The 17382-nt window shown below is 60.5% G+C and carries 13 protein-coding genes; 9 read left to right on the plus strand and 4 right to left on the minus strand.

The features are described from left to right. Together AC1DT3_RS02875 and AC1DT3_RS02880 are read right to left on the minus strand one after the other, a co-directional pair. On the minus strand, positions 1-279 hold a 279-nt coding region (locus AC1DT3_RS02875; RefSeq protein WP_477463731.1), incomplete at its 3' end, for a dihydrodipicolinate synthase family protein. Between the two features lie 66 nt (positions 280-345). Continuing rightward, positions 346-2079 carry an IlvD/Edd family dehydratase gene (locus AC1DT3_RS02880; RefSeq protein WP_477463732.1) on the minus strand — a complete coding sequence of 578 codons (1734 nt, stop codon included), beginning with the start codon at positions 2077-2079 and terminating at the stop codon, positions 346-348. Positions 2080-2231: 152 nt separating this feature from the next. Between AC1DT3_RS02880 and ytfQ the strand changes: the two genes are divergently transcribed. From ytfQ to mmsB, 8 genes are all read left to right on the plus strand, one after another. Then, the gene (ytfQ, locus tag AC1DT3_RS02885) at positions 2232-3194 is read left to right on the plus strand and encodes a galactofuranose ABC transporter, galactofuranose-binding protein YtfQ (protein ID WP_477463734.1); all 963 of its coding nucleotides are present in this window, start codon (positions 2232-2234) and stop codon (positions 3192-3194) included. Between the two features lie 103 nt (positions 3195-3297). Next, positions 3298-4821: a galactofuranose ABC transporter, ATP-binding protein YtfR gene (gene ytfR, locus AC1DT3_RS02890; protein WP_477463735.1), complete on the plus strand. Its 1524-nt coding sequence runs from the start codon at positions 3298-3300 to the stop codon at positions 4819-4821. Beyond that, complete coding sequence (ytfT, locus tag AC1DT3_RS02895; RefSeq protein WP_477463736.1) at positions 4818-5822, plus strand: galactofuranose ABC transporter, ATP-binding protein YtfT; 1005 nt, start codon at positions 4818-4820, stop codon at positions 5820-5822. Before ytfR ends, ytfT begins: the two co-directional genes overlap by 4 nt. Further along, positions 5819-6778 carry a galactofuranose ABC transporter, permease protein YjfF gene (yjfF, locus tag AC1DT3_RS02900; protein WP_477463737.1) on the plus strand — a complete coding sequence of 320 codons (960 nt, stop codon included), beginning with the start codon at positions 5819-5821 and terminating at the stop codon, positions 6776-6778. Before ytfT ends, yjfF begins: the two co-directional genes overlap by 4 nt. Positions 6779-6792: 14 nt before the next feature. After that, entirely contained in the window at positions 6793-7569 is a 777-nt protein-coding gene (locus tag AC1DT3_RS02905) for a FadR/GntR family transcriptional regulator (protein ID WP_477463738.1), read from the plus strand. A gap of 331 nt (positions 7570-7900) precedes the next feature. After that, positions 7901-8956: a multiple monosaccharide ABC transporter substrate-binding protein gene (chvE, locus tag AC1DT3_RS02910; RefSeq protein ID WP_477463744.1), complete on the plus strand. Its 1056-nt coding sequence runs from the start codon at positions 7901-7903 to the stop codon at positions 8954-8956. Positions 8957-9037: 81 nt separating this feature from the next. After that, positions 9038-10567 (plus strand): multiple monosaccharide ABC transporter ATP-binding protein, encoded by a 1530-nt coding sequence (gene mmsA, locus AC1DT3_RS02915; RefSeq protein WP_477463739.1) that lies wholly within the window; start codon positions 9038-9040, stop codon positions 10565-10567. Between the two features lies 1 nt (position 10568). Continuing rightward, on the plus strand, positions 10569-11765 hold the full coding sequence (gene mmsB, locus AC1DT3_RS02920; protein ID WP_477463740.1) for a multiple monosaccharide ABC transporter permease: 1197 nt from the start codon (positions 10569-10571) through the stop codon (positions 11763-11765). Between the two features lie 72 nt (positions 11766-11837). Here the strand turns inward: mmsB and AC1DT3_RS02925 are convergent, their stop codons facing one another. After that, positions 11838-12494 (minus strand): LysE family translocator, encoded by a 657-nt coding sequence (locus tag AC1DT3_RS02925; protein WP_477463741.1) that lies wholly within the window; start codon positions 12492-12494, stop codon positions 11838-11840. A 132-nt stretch (positions 12495-12626) separates the two neighbouring features. Between AC1DT3_RS02925 and AC1DT3_RS02930 the strand changes: the two genes are divergently transcribed. Continuing rightward, complete coding sequence (locus AC1DT3_RS02930; RefSeq protein WP_477463742.1) at positions 12627-14057, plus strand: FAD-binding oxidoreductase; 1431 nt, start codon at positions 12627-12629, stop codon at positions 14055-14057. A 107-nt stretch (positions 14058-14164) separates the two neighbouring features. Here the strand turns inward: AC1DT3_RS02930 and AC1DT3_RS02935 are convergent, their stop codons facing one another. Further along, positions 14165-17119 carry a calcium-binding protein gene (locus tag AC1DT3_RS02935; RefSeq protein WP_477463743.1) on the minus strand — a complete coding sequence of 985 codons (2955 nt, stop codon included), beginning with the start codon at positions 17117-17119 and terminating at the stop codon, positions 14165-14167. Positions 17120-17382 lie beyond the last annotated feature (263 nt).

The following is a 17382-nucleotide window of genomic DNA, read 5'->3' on the forward strand; positions in this document are numbered from 1 at the left end:
GATATGCGACGCGAAATGCGTCGTCGTGACGATCACCGGAACGCGCCCGGCGACATGATCGAGGATCGCGCGCATCAGGATGTCGCGTTCGGCGTCCGTCAGCACGAACTGCTCGGAAAAATTGGCGAGGATGCAGAGGCCGTGCGATCCCGCATCGATCATGAAATCGACGGCGCGGCGCTGGCCATCGAGATCGAGCCGGCCGTGCGCATCGAAGATCGTGGGAACGACCGGGAAAACGCCGCGATAAGGTCTCGCGGAAACAGGCGCATTGGTCATTGCAGTTCCTTCATGTGGTGGGCGTCGGCGACGCCGCCGTTCCGATTCAGCGCGTGAGATCACGCGTCAGTGGTTGTCTCGGGGGACAAGGGATTTTGTTTTTCCGACGAGGAAGTCGAAATCCGCGCCTCTGTCGGCCTGTAGCACGTGGTCGACGTAGAGCTTGGCGTAGCCGCGTTTCGCGTGAGGCGCCGGCGCACGCCACGCGGACAGGCGGCGTTGCAATTCGGCTTCGTCGACATGGAGATGCAGAACGCGTGCGGTGACATCGAGCGTGATCAAGTCGCCGTTCGCAACGATCGCGAGCGGACCGCCGGCCGCCGCTTCCGGCGCCACATGCAGAACGACCGTCCCATACGCGGTGCCCGACATGCGCGCATCCGAAATGCGCACCATGTCGCGCACGCCTTTCTTCAAAAGCTTTTGCGGGAGCGGCATGTTTCCGACTTCGGCCATACCCGGATAGCCTTTCGGCCCACAATGCTTGAGCACCATGATGCAGGTCTCGTCGATGTCGAGAGCATCGTCGTCGATGCGTTCGTGCAGGTCTTCGATGGTCTCGAAGACGACGGYGCGGCCCGTGTGCTTCATCAGCTCCGGGGAGGCCGCCGATGGTTTGATGACGGCGCCGTTGGGAGCGAGGTTTCCACGCAGGATCGCGATACCCGCCTCCGACTTGAAGGGTTCTTCGAAGCTGGTGATCACATCGCGGTTCCAGCAATCCGCATCCTTGACGTTCTGCCAGATCGGGCGGCCGTTGACGGTCAAAGCGTCCTTGTGGAGCAGGCCCTTTTCGCCCAGCGCCTTGAGGACGACGGGAAGGCCGCCGGCATAATAGAAATCCTCCATCAGGAATCGGCCGGAGGGCATCAGGTCGACAAGGCAATGGATGTCCCGTCCGAGGCGGTCGAAATCATCGAGGGTGAGATCGACCCCGATCCGGCCGGCAATCGCGAGGAGATGAACCACCGCGTTCGTCGACCCGCCGATCGCTGCGAGGGTCCGGATTGCGTTCTCGAAAGCCTGTCGCGTCAGGATCCTCGACAGCGTCAGATCCTCGCCGACCATTTCGACGATGCGCCGCCCCGACATCCGCGCCAGGTGGTTGCGCCTCGCGTCTGTCGCGGGGATCGCGGCGTTCTCGGGAAGGCTCGCGCCGAGGGCTTCCACCATCGAGGCCATGGACGAGGCGGTTCCCATCGTCATACACGAGCCGTGCGACCGATTCATGCCGCTCTCGGCCTCGTGGAATTCCTGAAGCGTAATTTCGCCCGCGCGCAATTGCTCGCTCATCGAAATGATGTTCGTGCCCGAGCCGATGGACTTGCCGCGATAGACCCCCCGCAACTGCGGTCCACCCGAGACGCCGATGGTCGGGAGATCGGCCGAGGCCGCGCCCATCATCAAGGCGGGCGTCGTCTTATCGCATCCCATGAGCAGGACGACGCCATCGAGCGGATGCGCCCGGATCGCTTCCTCCACATCCATCGCAGCGAGGTTGCGAAACAGCATCGCCGTCGGGCGCATGGTCACTTCGCCGAGGGAGGAGACCGGAAACTCGAGGGGAAATCCGCCGGCATCGAGCACGCCGTAACGCACGTGCTCGGCGAGCGTGCGAAAATGCGAATTGCAGGGGGTGAGCTCCGACCACGTATTGCAGATGCCGATGACCGGCCTACCTTCGAACTGGTCCTGCGGAAACCCGCTGTTTTTCAAGAACGACCGATAATAGAAGCCCATCTTGTCCTGGCGTCCGAACCAAGCTTGGCTGCGAAGGCTATGTTTCTTGCTGTCCGCCATCGTCCTCTACCCGATCAAGCTTTTGTGCCGTGGGACATCGAAACCCACGACTTTGGTTTAATGGATGTGCTATCCATTGCATATAATATTATAAATAAGACGGCTGTTAAGGCTGCGAAAGTCGAATGGGGACAACGAACGGGAGAAAACGCATGAGAGTACGTCACCTAATGACGACCCTTGGCATTGCCGCGCTGACGATGGCGTCCAGCTCGGCCTTTGCGCAAAAGAAAATGACGGTCGGCTTCTCGCAGGTCGGCTCCGAATCGGGCTGGCGTGCCGCCGAGACCAAGGTCTCCAAGAGCGAAGCCGAAAAGCGTGGCATCGATCTGCGCATTTCCGATGCGCAGCAGAAGCAGGAAAACCAGATCCGCGCCGTGCGGTCGTTCATCGCTCAGGGAGTCGATGCGATCTTCGTCGCTCCCGTCGTGGCCACCGGGTGGGATGCGGTGCTGAAGGAGGCGAAGACGGCCAAGATCCCGGTGGTTCTCCTCGATCGCGCCATCGATACCAAGGACGACACGCTCTATCTCACGGCGGTGACGTCCGACACCGTCCATGAAGGAAAGATGGCCGGCGACTGGCTCGCCAAGGAGACCGGCGGCAAGTGCAACATCGTCGAGCTGCAGGGAACGGTCGGATCAAGTCCGGCAATCAATCGTAAAAAGGGTTTCGATCAGGCTGTCGCCGCCAATCCGGGCATGAAGATCGTGCGCACCCAATCCGGTGACTTCACCCGCACCAAGGGCAAGGAAGTCATGGAAAGCTTCATCAAGGCCGAAGGCGGCGGCAAGAATATCTGCGCCGTCTATGCCCACAATGACGATATGGCGATCGGCGCCATTCAGGCGATCAAGGAAGCCGGCCTCAAGCCGGGCAAGGACATCAAGATCGTCTCCATCGACGGCGTTCCCGATATCTTCAAGGCGATGGCCGACGGCGAGGCGAACGCAACCGTCGAGTTGACGCCGAACATGGCCGGGCCCGGGTTCGACGCCCTGGTCGCGTTCAAGAAGGACGGAAAGCAACCGAAGAAATGGATCCAGACGGATTCCAAACTCTTCACGCCGGACACGGCGCAGGCCGAGTACGCGCGTCGCAAGGACCTCTATTGAGATCCCGCTGGGGGCAGCGTTCCGTTTCGGTCTGCTGCCTCCGTCATTGCACGAGCGCCTCCCTTCGCGGACTTCCCGGTCGGCAGAAGTGTCCAGGAGTGACATGGTAGAACTCACGGAAGCATTCAGGGAAGAAAGACCCCTTCTGGAGCTGAAAGCACTGACGAAGGGGTTTCCGGGAGTTCAGGCGCTCGATCGCGTCGATTTTGTGCTGGGCGCCGGTGAAATCCATGCCCTTCTCGGCGAAAATGGGGCGGGTAAATCGACGCTGATCAAGGTGCTGACCGGCGTCTTCAAGCGGGATGGCGGAACAATGCGCCTCGACGGACGGGAGATCACGCCGCGCGATCCCGCCGACGCGTTGTCGTTGGGTATCGGCACGGTCTACCAGGAGGTCAATCTCCTGCCGAACCTCACGGTGGCGGCCAACTTGTTCATCGGACGCCAGCCTCATCGCTTCGGCATCGTCCGATCAGGCGAAATGAATCGCAGGGCGCGGGACATTCTGGCGCGCTATGGACTCGACATCGACGTCACCGACCTTCTCGGCAACTTCTCCGTCGCCATCCAGCAGATCATCGCCATTGCCCGAGCGGTCGATCTCTCCGCCAAGATCCTCATTCTCGATGAGCCGACGGCGAGCCTCGATGCTGGGGAGGTACAGAAGCTGTTTGAGATTCTGCGCGCTCTGAAGGGCGAAGGTATCGGAATCCTTTTCGTCACGCATTTCCTCGACCAGGTCTATGCGATCTGCGACCGTATCACGGTGCTGCGCAACGGACGCCTCGTAGGCTCGCGCGACACGGCGCAATTGCCGCGGCTCGAACTCGTGTCGATGATGCTGGGACGCGAGCTCGCCGCGGAAGCCTTGCATCGCAAGACGCGACCCGCCGTCGACGGAAAGGCTGTCGTCAGCTTCTCCAACTACGGCAAGCATCGACTCATCGCGCCGTTCGATCTGTCTGTCCGCTCGGGAGAAGCCGTGGGACTGGCGGGGTTGCTCGGCTCCGGACGGTCCGAGACGGCAAAGTTGGTTTTCGGCATCGAACGCGCCGACAGCGGCCAGGCTTTCGTCGCCGGTCGACCGGTTCGCATCGGCTCGCCGCGCCATGCCGCTCATCTCGGTTTCGGTTTTTGTCCCGAGGATCGCAAGAGCGAGGGGATCGTGGCCGAACTCTCCGTTCGTGAGAACATCATCCTGGCCCTCCAGGCGCGGCGCGGCTGGTTGCAGCCGCTGCCGCGGAAACGGCAGGACGAAATCGCGGAGCGCTTCATCAAGCTCCTCGATATCAGGACGCCGGATGCGGAAAAGCCGATCGGATTCCTGTCTGGAGGCAATCAACAGAAGGCGCTTCTCGCGCGCTGGCTCGCGACCGAGCCGCGCTTTCTCATCCTCGACGAGCCGACGCGCGGCATCGATGTGGGCGCGCATGCGGAGATCATCCGTCTGATCGAGCGGTTGTGCGAAGAGGGTCTCGCGCTCCTTGTGATCTCATCCGAGCTCGAAGAGATCGCAGCCTACAGCGATCGCGTCGTCGTGCTGCGCGACCGCCGACATGTGAAGGAGTTGACGGGCGACGACATCAGCGCCGATGCCATCATGGCAACGATTGCGGGCCATTCATGAGCAACAGGCTTCAAGTCCGCCTGCAGGCTGCATCGCAGAAGGGGCTTCCCCAGCTCGCGGCGCTGCTCATCGTCCTCGTAGCGAACTGGCTCGTGTTTCGGGATTTTTTCGTCATTCGTCTGCAGGACGGGCGTCTCTTCGGCAGTCTCATCGATGTCTTGAATCGCGGTGCACCCGTGGCGTTGCTCGCCATGGGCATGACGCTCGTCATCGCGACGCGCGGCATCGATCTTTCGGTCGGAGCCGTCATGGCGATCGCAGGGGCGGCGGCGGCGACGCTCACCGCACAGGGATATCCCTTGCCGGTGGCGCTGGTGGTCGCATGCGGCATCGGATTGCTGTGCGGTCTTTGGAACGGCTTTCTCGTCGCCGTACTCGAGATCCAACCTTTCGTGGCAACGCTCATCCTGATGGTCGCCGGMCGTGGTTTCGCCCAGTTGATCACCGAGGGGCAGATCGTCACTTTCGTCAACGAGAGTTTCGCCGCCATCGGCAGCGGATCGTTTCTCATGCTCCCCATGCCGGTCGTCATCGCGATCGTCATGCTGGTGATCACGCACATCGTCGTGCGACGCACCGCTTTGGGATTGTTCATCGAGTCGATCGGAGCCAATGTACGCTCGAGCGCCTATGCCGGAATCGGCACCAAGGCCGTCATCATCGCCGTCTATATGTGGTGTGGTCTTTGCGCAGCGATCGCCGGTCTCATCGTCACCGCGGATATTCGCGGCGCTGACGCCAACAACGCGGGGCTTTGGCTCGAACTCGATGCGATCCTGGCCGTCGTCGTCGGCGGTACATCGCTGTTCGGCGGACGCTTCAATCTCGTCCTCTCCGTCATCGGCGCTCTCATCATCCAAGCGATGAACACGGGCATCCTTCTGAGCGGCTACAAGCCCGAATACAACCTCATCGTCAAAGCACTCGTCGTCCTCGCCGTTCTCCTCGCGCAATCGCCGACCATCGCCGGATTGCGCACGATCTTGGGACGCAGATCATGATCCGACGACATCTCCCGGTTCTGGTGACGGTCGCGGTGTTCCTGATCGGCTATGGTCTRTGTCTGGCGCAGTTTCCGAGCTTCGCATCCACGCTCGTGATCGCCAATCTCTTGACGGACAACGCCTTCCTCGGAATCGCTGCGGTCGGGATGACCTTCGTCATCCTGTCCGGGGGGATCGACTTATCGGTCGGGTCCGTCATCGCCTTTACCGGCGTGTTCCTGGCGGTCGCCATCGAGCATCACGACGTCGACCCCTATCTCGCCTTTGTTCTCATTCTCGGAATCGCTGCGCTGTTCGGCGCGGCGATGGGGGCGATCATCCACTTCTTTGCGATTCCCGCATTCATCGTCACGTTGGCCGGCATGTTCCTCGCGCGCGGCATGTGCTTCGTCCTGACGACGGATTCCATACCGATCAACGCGCCGGCCTACGGGTTCATTTCGGACATCGCATTCACTCTGCCCGATGGAGGCCGGTTGAGCTTCATCGCCGTGCTGATGCTCGCCACCGTCGCGGCAGGTATTCTTCTGGCGCACTTCACGCGGTTCGGCGCCAACGTCTATGCRCTCGGCGGGGATCGCACATCGGCGGGGCTGATGGGAATCCCGGTCGGACGGACGACCGTCAAGATCTACATGCTGTCGAGCGTTCTGGCGGCCTTGGCCGGCATCGTGTTCTCGTTCTACACGTCGGCAGGATATTCCCTTGCGGCCACCGGCGTCGAACTCGATACGATCGCGGCGGTCGTCATCGGCGGGACGCTCTTGACCGGCGGCTACGGCACGATCTTCGGGACGCTCGTCGGCGTCCTCATCCAGGGCTTGATCCAGACTTATATCACTTTCGACGGCACGCTGAGTTCCTGGTGGACGAAAATTGCTATAGGAGCGCTGTTGTTCGCCTTCATCGCGCTCCAACGCGGCTTGACGGCAGTATCGGCACGTTCACATTGAGATCGAAGAGCGGGATGATGGCCCCATTGGCTGACTTCAACATTGCCTCCAGGGCGCGATCGGCTCACGATCTGGTCGCGCACGGCATAGGCCGAAGCATCATGGAAGGCCGCTTCGCCATCGGCAGCACGCTTCCAGGCGACGCGGAACTGATGGAGCGCTTCGGCGTCTCGCGAACGGCTCTGCGCGAAGCCATGAAAACGCTCGCCGCAAAGGGGCTCATCGAATCGAAGACCAAGGTCGGCACACGCGTGCTCGGTCGAAACAATTGGAACATGTTCGATTCGGATATCATCGCGTGGCATCTCGAACTCGGGGTCGATACCCAATTTCTGGGCTGGCTGTTCGAGATCAGACAGACTCTCGAGCCTCTTGCTTGTGCAACGGCCGCGTTGAGGCGGAATGACGGGCAGCTCAGCCGGATGAAGCAGGGCCTGATGGCGATGTACGAATGCCAGACCAACCGCAGCGGCTTCACCAAGGCCGATCTCGCCTTCCATCAGGCGATTCTGGAAGCATCGTGCAATCCGTTTCTGCAATCGATCGGGTCGCTCATCGCGGCCGCGCTCGCGACCTCGTTCAACATCAGCTCGCCCGTTTCCAGCAACAAGCGGTTCGCAATCGTGATGAAACAGCATCAGGCCGTTTTCGATGCCATCGCCGCACAGGATGCGTCGGCTGCGAGCGCTGCGATGTCCGAGTTGATTCTGGAAGCCGCCGAGCGGGTGCAGATCAAGAATACCCGCAATCCCGTCTCGACGATCCAGATCCAGGCCTTCACCAAGACCTAGCGTTCCCACGCGAACGAGGCAGCTCGGCGAGGGACCGTTTCTGCCGTGCTCCTGGTGGTCAACACAGGGAAACGACGGTTAACATCATCCGCAAATAATAGTATTATAGTATTATGCGATCGGCCGATGGAACGCCTTTGCGGTCGCGGAATGCTCTAATAGGATCCGATAGTTCCTCAGGAGAAAGCCCAAGTCCCCGCGCACGTCCTTTGTCGTCTCCGCGGGTAGATGTGCCGTTCGTAACCTTAATCAACGTCGATAAACGCCAGAGATTGCCCGGCGGTCCGAAATTCCGCCGCGGCCGGAAGAGGGAGAAACGACCTTGAAGACAATAGGAAAAATTTTTGCCGTGCTGGCCTTCGGTGCCCTCGGCTTAAGCCAGGCGGTGTACGCTCAGGACAAGGGATTGGTGGGCGTATCGATGCCGACCAAATCGTCCGCGCGCTGGATCGCCGATGGCGACAACATGGTCAAATCGCTGAAGGAAAAAGGCTACACGGTCGATCTGCAATATGCGGAGGACGACATTCCGAACCAGCTCGCCCAGGTCGAGAACATGATGACCAAGGGCGTCAAAGTTCTCGTCATCGCGGCTATCGACGGAACGACCTTGTCAGCGGCTCTTCAGCAGGCGGCCGACRAGGGCATCAAGGTCATCGCGTATGATCGACTGATCCGCAATTCGAAGAACGTCGACTATTACGCGACGTTCGACAATTTCCAGGTCGGCGTTCTGCAGGCGAGCTATATCGAGAAGGCGCTCGGCCTCAAGGAGGGCAAGGGGCCGTTCAACATCGAGCTCTTCGGCGGCTCGCCGGACGACAACAACGCCTTCTTCTTCTACAACGGCGCCATGTCGGTTCTGGACCCCTACATTCGAAGCGGCAAACTGGTGGTGGGCAGCGGCCAGACGGGGATGGACAAGGTGTCGACCTTGCGTTGGGACGGAGCCGTCGCACAGGCACGCATGGATAATCTCCTGAGCGCCTACTATGCCGACAAGCGCGTCGACGCCGTGCTGTCACCGTACGATGGTTTGAGCATCGGCATTCTGTCGTCGCTGAAGGGCGTCGGCTACGGGACGCCCAAGCTGCCGATGCCGATCGTCACGGGTCAGGATGCCGAAGTCCCCTCGATCAAGTCGATCCTCGCCAAGGAACAAACATCGACGGTCTTCAAGGACACACGGCAGCTCGCCAAGGTCGTCGCAGGCATGGTCGACGCGCAGCTCTCCGGCAAGCCGGTCGAAGTCAACGATACCAAGACCTACGAGAACGGCGTCAAGACGGTGCCGTCCTATCTGCTGAAGCCTGTGAGCGTCGACGCATCCAATTGGAAGGACGTTCTGATCGGCAGCGGCTATTACACCGAGAACCAGATCAAATAGGCTTTCACAAATACGGCCCCGCCAAACACCGGCGGGGCCCTCGATCCGTGTTCGATTGCGTGAGCGATCCGAGGCCTTGCGATGAAGCCGATTCTCGAAATGAAGGGGATCACGAAGTCGTTCCCTGGTGTCTATGCTCTCAACGACGTCAACCTCACCGTTCAGGCCGGAGAGATCCACGCGGTCGTCGGTGAGAATGGTGCCGGCAAATCGACGCTGATGAAGGTGCTCAGCGGGGTGTATCCGCATGGATCGTACACCGGCGAGATCCATTTTGCGGGTGAGGAGCGGCGCTTCAGGCGCATCGCGGAAAGCGAGAAGATCGGTATCATCATCATCCATCAGGAGCTCGCGTTGGTTCCGCTCCTGTCGATCGCCGAGAACATTTTTCTCGGCAACGAACAAGCGGAATACGGCGTCATCGATTGGTCGGCGACCTCCTCACGCACGAAGGATTTGCTCGAAAAGGTCGGTCTCAAGGAAACACCGGAAACGCTCATCACCAATCTTGGTGTCGGCAAGCAACAGCTCGTCGAGATCGCCAAGGCTCTGTCGAAAGAAGTCAGGTTGCTGATACTCGACGAGCCGACGGCAAGCCTGAACGAGAGCGACAGCGACGCGCTTCTCGCGCTCTTACTGCAATTCAAGGCGCGCGGCATCACGTCCATCCTGATCTCGCACAAACTGAATGAAATCGCCAAGGTTGCCGATTCGATCACGGTGCTTCGTGATGGCAGTACCGTCGAAACAATGGATTGCCGAAGGGATGAGATCAGCGAGGATCGCGTCATCCGAGCAATGGTCGGCCGTGCGATGGCGGATCGATATCCAAAACGCGAGGCGCATATCGGCGAGGTGCTGTTCGAGGTCGAGAACTGGTCGGCCTATCACCCGCTTCATGCCGGGATCCAGGTGATCAAGAACGCCAGCCTTCACATCAGGCGTGGGGAGATTGTCGGCATCGCCGGATTGATGGGCGCCGGACGCACGGAGTTCGCCATGAGCCTCTTCGGCAGAACGTATGGCCGCAACATCTCGGGAAAGGTCCGCTTGCGCGGAGCCGAGATCGACACCAGTACGGTCGAAAAGGCTGTCGCGAACGGAATGACCTACGTCACGGAAGACCGCAAGACATACGGTCTCATCCTGGACCAGGACATCAGAAAGAACGTCAGTCTTGCGCACTTGAAGGGTGTGTCGAGACAAGGGGTGATCGACGAGATGCGAGAGCTCGCCGTCGCCAATGAGTATCGCAGGAAGCTGAACATCAGATGTCCAAACGTCTTCCAGGAAACGATCAACCTTTCCGGCGGCAATCAGCAGAAGGTGGTGCTGAGCAAATGGCTGTTCGCCGATCCTGAGGTTCTCATACTCGATGAGCCGACAAGGGGGATTGATGTCGGGGCCAAATACGAGATTTACTCCATCGTCAACGATCTGGCGGCAGCCGGAAAAGGCGTCCTGCTGATATCGTCGGAAATGCCCGAGCTTCTGGGCATGTGCGACCGGATCTACGTGATGAACGAGGGCGCGTTCGTTGCCGAGTTTGCGGCGGCGGAAGCGTCTCAGGAAAAGATCATGCGGGCGATCATGAAGGCGGGGAAACGTTGAAATGGATGCGGGAATTACAGCCGAGGTTCGCAACGCCAGACGAACGTCATATGTCAGGTTCTTGAAGGAAAACTTCCGCGACTACGGCATGCTTCTGTCGCTGCTCGTCATCATGATGTTTTTCCAGGTCGTGACCGGCGGCACCCTCCTCAAACCGCTCAATCTGACGAACCTGATTTTGCAGAACAGCTATATCGTCATCATGGCGCTGGGCATGCTGCTGGTTATCGTCGCTGGACACATCGATCTCTCCGTCGGCTCAGTCGTGGGCTTCGTGGGCGCTCTGGCCGCCGTGATGATGGTCCAATTCCACGTCCATTTCATTCCGACCACCATCGTCTGCCTCGTCGCAGGCGCGGCGATCGGGGCCTCTCAGGGCTATTTCGTCGCCTTCTTCAAAATACCGTCCTTCATCGTCACGTTGGCCGGCATGCTGGTGTTCAAAGGTCTGACGCTGGCGCTTCTCGKCGGGCAATCAGTTGGGCCATTTCCTCCCGAGTTTCAGAAGCTCAGCTCGGGATTCATTCCGGATTTCTTCGACGGACAGAGTCTGCGCATCACATCGTTGCTGATTGGTGTCGCGATGGCATGCGCTCTAATCTATTTTAGCGCGAGAAATCGCGCCCAACAGCAAGCCCATGCGGTCGAAACGGCGCCGTTTGGCCTCTTCGTGGTCAAGAATGCCATCCTATTCGCCATCATCGTATCGCTCAGCTACCTGCTCGCCACGTACAAAGGGTTGCCGAATGTTCTCGTGATCATGGGGATCCTCATCGCGCTCTATGCCTTCGTGACCAATCGCACGACGATCGGTCGGCGGATCTATGCGCTTGGCGGCAACGAAAAGGCGGCCAAGCTTTCCGGCATCAGGACCGAACGCCTGACCTTCCTGACGTTTGTGAACATGGGCGTCCTTGCCGCCTTGGCCGGGTTGATCTTCGCCGCCCGGTTGAACACCGCGACGCCGAAGKCAGGGTTGTCGTTCGAGCTGGATGTGATCGCGGCCTGTTTCATCGGCGGCGCGTCGGCCTCGGGCGGTGTCGGCAAGGTCATGGGCGCGGTGATCGGCGCCTTCGTGATGGGCGTGATGAACAATGGCATGTCGATCCTCGGCATCGGCATCGACTATCAGCAGGTCATCAAGGGTCTCGTGCTCCTCGCCGCGGTCTTTCTCGACGTGTACAACCGTCGCAAGTAACGGCAAGTTGGCAGGGAGTGGAGAGCGGCCGGGCTGGCTTTCGCCATGCGGGCCGTGCGCCGAATCGGGCAGCTACATCCGAGCCGTCAAAATCTTCAATCCCGCCGCGCCGAAAGCGAGTGCGAAAGCGCCCTCGAACCAACGCCGCAATCGCGCATAACCCTTCGCAATCTTGGCATTGGAGAACATCAAGGCGTAGACGTGGAATATGATGAAGCTTTGCGTGGCGACGGCGGCAATGACGGTCAACAGCCCCAACGGGGGCGTCCCTGCCGGAACCCCTACCGCGTAGAGGGAGCCSAGGAAAAGGATCGCCTTCGGGTTCGTCAGGTGAAGGGCAAGACCCTTCGAATAAGCGCGCTTGAGAGATGTCGCCGGTTGAACTTGGCGCGTCTTTGCGTTCGGCGCGAGAGCCGATTTCGCCGATTTGAAGGCGAGGAACAGGAGATAGGCCGCTCCAAAATACCTCAGCGCCTCGAACGCCCACACATTCGCGAGCATGAGAGCGCCGAGACCGAGGGAGGCGGCGACGGACCAGATCAACGATCCGGTCGTAATTCCAGACGCGAGTGCCAGCCCGAACTTGCGCCCTTGCTGCATAGATGTGCCGGCAATGGCGAGAGTCGCGGGGCCCGGACTCGCTGCGGCAACGAAGGCGGCAGAGAGAATGATCGGAAGATTGATCGTGTCGACCACTTGCGTGACTTTCGGAACATCGTTGCGCGCCAATAGGCGCGATCACCCCGTTGAAGTCAACAATGCAGCCAGGCAAACTGCGCTGCCCGCTTGCGCCGCGAAGCCGGTGGGCGCAATATGTCGCACGCGGGGGCGAACGTTCACCAACAATCGGGCGGACGAGCCATGAACGACCTCAGCCTTACCAATCTGCAATCCGGACAGACAGCCATCAGCGCCGCAGCGATCACGGCCCTGGCTCAACAGTTGCGCGGCGATGTCATTGACGACAGCCATGCTTCCTATGACGACGCGCGCGCCATCTGGAACGGGATGATCGATCGAAAGCCCGCCTTAATCGTGCGATGCGCCGATGCATCCGATGTCGTCAACGCGGTGCGCTTCGCGCGCGACAACAACCTCCTCGTCGCGGTGCGCGGTGGCGGACACAACATTGCCGGCAATGCCGTCTGCGAAGGCGGGTTGATGATCGACCTCTCAGCCAYGAAATCGGTCCGCGTCGATGCCGCAGCGAAGCGTGCAACGGTCGGGCCGGGGGCGACGTTGGCCGATGTCGACAAGGAAACCCAAGCGTTCGGGCTGGCGCTGCCCACCGGCATCAATTCCACCACGGGGATCGCCGGGCTCACGCTCGGCGGCGGGTTCGGTTGGATCACACGCAAGCTGGGCCTGACCATCGACAGCCTGGTGTCCGCGGATGTCGTGACAGCGAATGGGGAACTGGTGCGGGCGAGCGCTAGCGAGCAGCCGGACCTGTTCTGGGCGCTTCGCGGCGGCGGCGGGAATTTCGGCGTCGTCACGTCGTTCGAATTCGCGCTTCACGAGCTCGGCCCCCAGGTCATCGCGGGGCTGGTCGTGCATCCGTTCGCCGATGCGCGAGAGGTTCTGTCGCAATATCGCAAGGCGCTCGAGAAGGCGCCGGACGAACTCACATGCTGGGCGGTGATGCGGAAAGCGCCGCCGTTGCCGTTCCTTCCGGCCGAATGGCACGGCAAGGAAGTGATCGTTCTCGCCATGTGCTATTGCGGCGACGCCGATGCCGGCGAAAAGGCGACGGCGGAACTGCGCGCCATCGGCAAGCCGATCGCCGATGTTGTCGGTCCCAATCCATTCGCGGGCTGGCAACAGGCCTTCGATCCGCTGTTGACGCCAGGCGCGCGCAATTACTGGAAGAGCCTCGACTTCATCGACCTCAACGACGCGACGATCGGCATTCTCACCGATGCGATCCGCGCAATACCGGGACCCGAATGCGAGATCTTCGTGGCGCATGTGGGCGGTGCGGCCGGCCGAGTCGCAGCGGATGCAACCGCTTTCCCGCAGCGAAACTCGCATTTCGTCATGAACGTGCACGCACGTTGGCGTGAGCCGGAGATGGATCGGGCCTGTATCGATTGGGCGCGTGGCATCTTCAATGCCGCGAAACCGTTCGCCGTCGGCACGGCCTATGTCAACTTCATGCCGGACGACGAGCGCGACCGCGTCGAAGAGGCCTATGGCGGAAACTTCCGGCGGCTTTGCGACGTGAAGCGGCGTTACGATCCCCAGAACTTGTTCCGGATGAACCAGAACGTCAAACCGACACCTGCCGCTTGATACGCTTCACGCTTGAAGCACTTGCCGCTTGATCTGGCGCATCACGGCCGCGCGACCGACTTGTCGCGTCGCGCGGCTTTGGCGGCTTTTCAGATCACGTAGAAATCTCAGATCACGAAGAAATCCTTGTAGGTCATCTTGAGCTTTTTCGAGAGCGTTGCAATCTGCACGGCGGCTCGCCCTCCGATGCCGTCGGCATCGTAGTACAGCGCGCCCTTCTTGTTGTCGTATATGATCCGATCACTCGCATCATGCGCGGCGGACCCGACGTGGAATGCGCTCTTCGAGAGCTGGACGGGTTTGGCCTCGGTGCCCCGCGCGCTCAGTTTCGTGAAGTACTTGTTGTCGAGCCAGATAGTGTCGTCTTTGACGCTGAAATCCTTGATCGAATCGACATTCGTGCGACCGAGCTTGGTGTTGAAGACGAACGTGTCACGTCCCCCGTTCCCATAGAGCGTATCGATGCCCAGGCCGCCCCACAATTGATCGTTTCCACCCAGGCCCTTCAGGGTGTTTTTGCCGGAATGGCCGTTGATCCGGTTGGCCGAATCCGATCCGACGAGCGTGTAGCTGACGCTTGAGGAAAGAGCGGCAAGCGTCAGCGTTTCCACCTCCGCATCGGTGCGAAGCGAATGAGAGGCGAGGGCGATCACCGTGTCGACGCCGCCGCCGGACGTCTCGATCACCGTGTCATCGGCTTGAACCCAATAGGTGTCATCGCCGGATTGACCGGAGAGCGTATCCGCGCCTCCCGCGCCATCGATACGATTGGCCCCAGCATTTCCGGTGATTGCGTTTGCCGCCGCATTGCCGATAAGCGCCATGTTCGCTGAACCCGTCGCGACGAGAGCTTCGAACGCGTCGCCGAGGGTGTAGTCCAAGCTCGTCTGAATGGTGTCGAAACCACCGCCGGCCAGCTCGACCACAATATCACCGCCGTCGAACAGGTACGTGTCATCGCCCATGCCACCCACGAGCTGATCGGTGCCGAGACCACCGTCGAGGCGATCATCGCCGGCGCCGCCGAGAAGCGTATTGACAGCGTCGTCGCCGATCAGGACGTCGCCAAAATCCGAGCCGATGACACCCTCGATGAACTCGAACTTATCTCCCGCGCCCTCGTCCGTGGCGGCAAACGGCGTGTGGACGAATCCGGGCAGCTGGATGACGTTTCTGAGATCCACCGTGACGCCGGCTTGCGCGTGGGCATAATTCGCGTAGTCGATCCCTTCGCCTCCCAAAAGGAGGTCCGCGCCAACGCCGCCTTCGAGGGTATCGGAACCGCCGAAGCCGCTGAGCTGGTCGTCGCCTCCTCCACCGATCAAGATGTTGTCGTTGATGCCGCCCCAGAGATGATCTTCGAAAGCTGATCCGATCAGCCCTTCGATCGAGATCCAGACGTCGCCAAGTGCGTCGTTGTCGTTGAGATCCGGTCCGAGGCTTCCGCCTTCTCCTTTATTCAACCTTGCAAAAACGCCGGCCGGCGCGTCCTCATAGGATGCGTAGTCGAAACCCTCGCCGCCGTTGAGCGTGTCGCCGCCGTCGCGGCCGACGAGGATGTCCGCGCCGTCGCCCCCGTTCAGCTCATTGACGTCGTCCGTGCCGTAGAGGACGTCGTCCCAGGGCGTTCCCGTGATGTTTTCGACCTCGAGATAGTGGTCGCCCGCGGCATCGCCCTTGTTCTGCGATTGATCGACGAGATCGACCGTGACGCCGACTCCCGTGACGGATCGTGCGTAGTCGACATAATCGGCACCACGACCGCCATCGATCGTGTCTTGCCCTGCTCCTGCGTAAAGGACGTCGTTGCCGTCTCCGCCGACGAGCCGATCGTTGCCGGCGCCGCCGTCGAGCCGATCGATAAAGGCGGTGCCGACGTAATGGTCGTTTCCGGCGGTGCCGTTCAGAGTCACACCCGCAATGCGTGCATCGAAGATCTGTGCGCTGATCTTGCCGTTGGTGGTCGTCGTTCCATCGGTCCAGCCCACGACGAACCGCCCGTCGGCCAGTGTCATGATGGTGGGCTGAAGCTGTTGGCCTGTGCTCACGTCATGAACGAGCACGTCGTTGCTTTGGCGTTCGCCCGCGCCGTTGAAGGTGACGACACGAACGTCGTAATTCAGCTCAGTCGGCGATGGGCTTTGACTCTGATCTTCAAAAACCACCGCAAAGCCGCCGTCCGCAAGCGCCGATACGACCGGCTTCATCTGGCGCAAGACGGTCGTTGAATTCACGACCAATTCGCCTCCCACCTTGTCGCCATTGGCAGCAAGAATCTGGGCGCGGACGCCAGTCTCGCCAAACTCGGGAGAATTCCACACGACGACGAAACGCCCGTCACTGAGGGCGGTTACCGAAGGGTCATATTTGTGACCTTCCGATGTGGGGACTAGAATTTCGGCATGCGCCACCGTTCCATCCGGCTTCAGGATTCGAGCTCGTATGGTCAAGCCGCCCGGCGTGCCCGCGTCGATGTAGGCGGCGACGACGTTACCGTCGCGCAGCGAGGCCGCGCTCGGGAAATTTTGGCTGCTGGCCGTTGTACCGTTGACGACGAACTCGCCGGTTTTTGGATTTCCTGCTGCATCGAAGCTACGTCCGATGACCGAGTAACCGTCGCCATCCCCCGTGCTCCTTGAATAGACGGCCATGAAGCCACCTTCGTCGAGAGGGACTGCGACGATCACATCTTGGAACGGCGATACGATATCCGAAACGTTAAACGCGCTTTTGCGCAGCTGGCCGTTGGCCGCGAAAATAGCCGCCTTGAGCCCGCCATCCATGATGTTTTCGCCCCAGGTCACAACATAACTGCCGTCTTTCATGACGGCGATGTCCGGACCCATGACATTGGGAGATTGACTCCCGGGGATGCTGATCGCTCCCGACCTAGCAGTGCCATCGGCGTTGAAGATCTTCGTGAAGAGTGTGTTGGTGCCCGTGCCGACCCACACAGTCATGAAGCCGCCATCCTCCAGCGGGGCCATACTCACATTCCGCATGCCATTGAGGTGGGCTGGTTCGAAGGCGAATGGGTCTCCCCAACGGGTCGGCGCGGACATGGCGTGAAACCTTCTGTCGATGCCAGCCTCCCGTGAGGCGGCCGTGAAATCGATGGAAGGAAACATCATAAAAGGCGGTTGACGGTGCGGCACTGGCCGAACGGATGGGCTTGTGCGCGTCATTCGCTACACGAATGCGCCATATCCCGTCATTTCAGCCCTCGGGTTCGCGCACACGAATAGGCGCGACGGAATCTGAGAGAGCAGCCGGTTGCGCAGGTAGACCGGCGAGACCGACATCGGGTGGAGCGGCGCCGTTCGAC

The sequence above is a fragment of the Microvirga sp. P4_G7 genome (assembly GCF_056401005.1).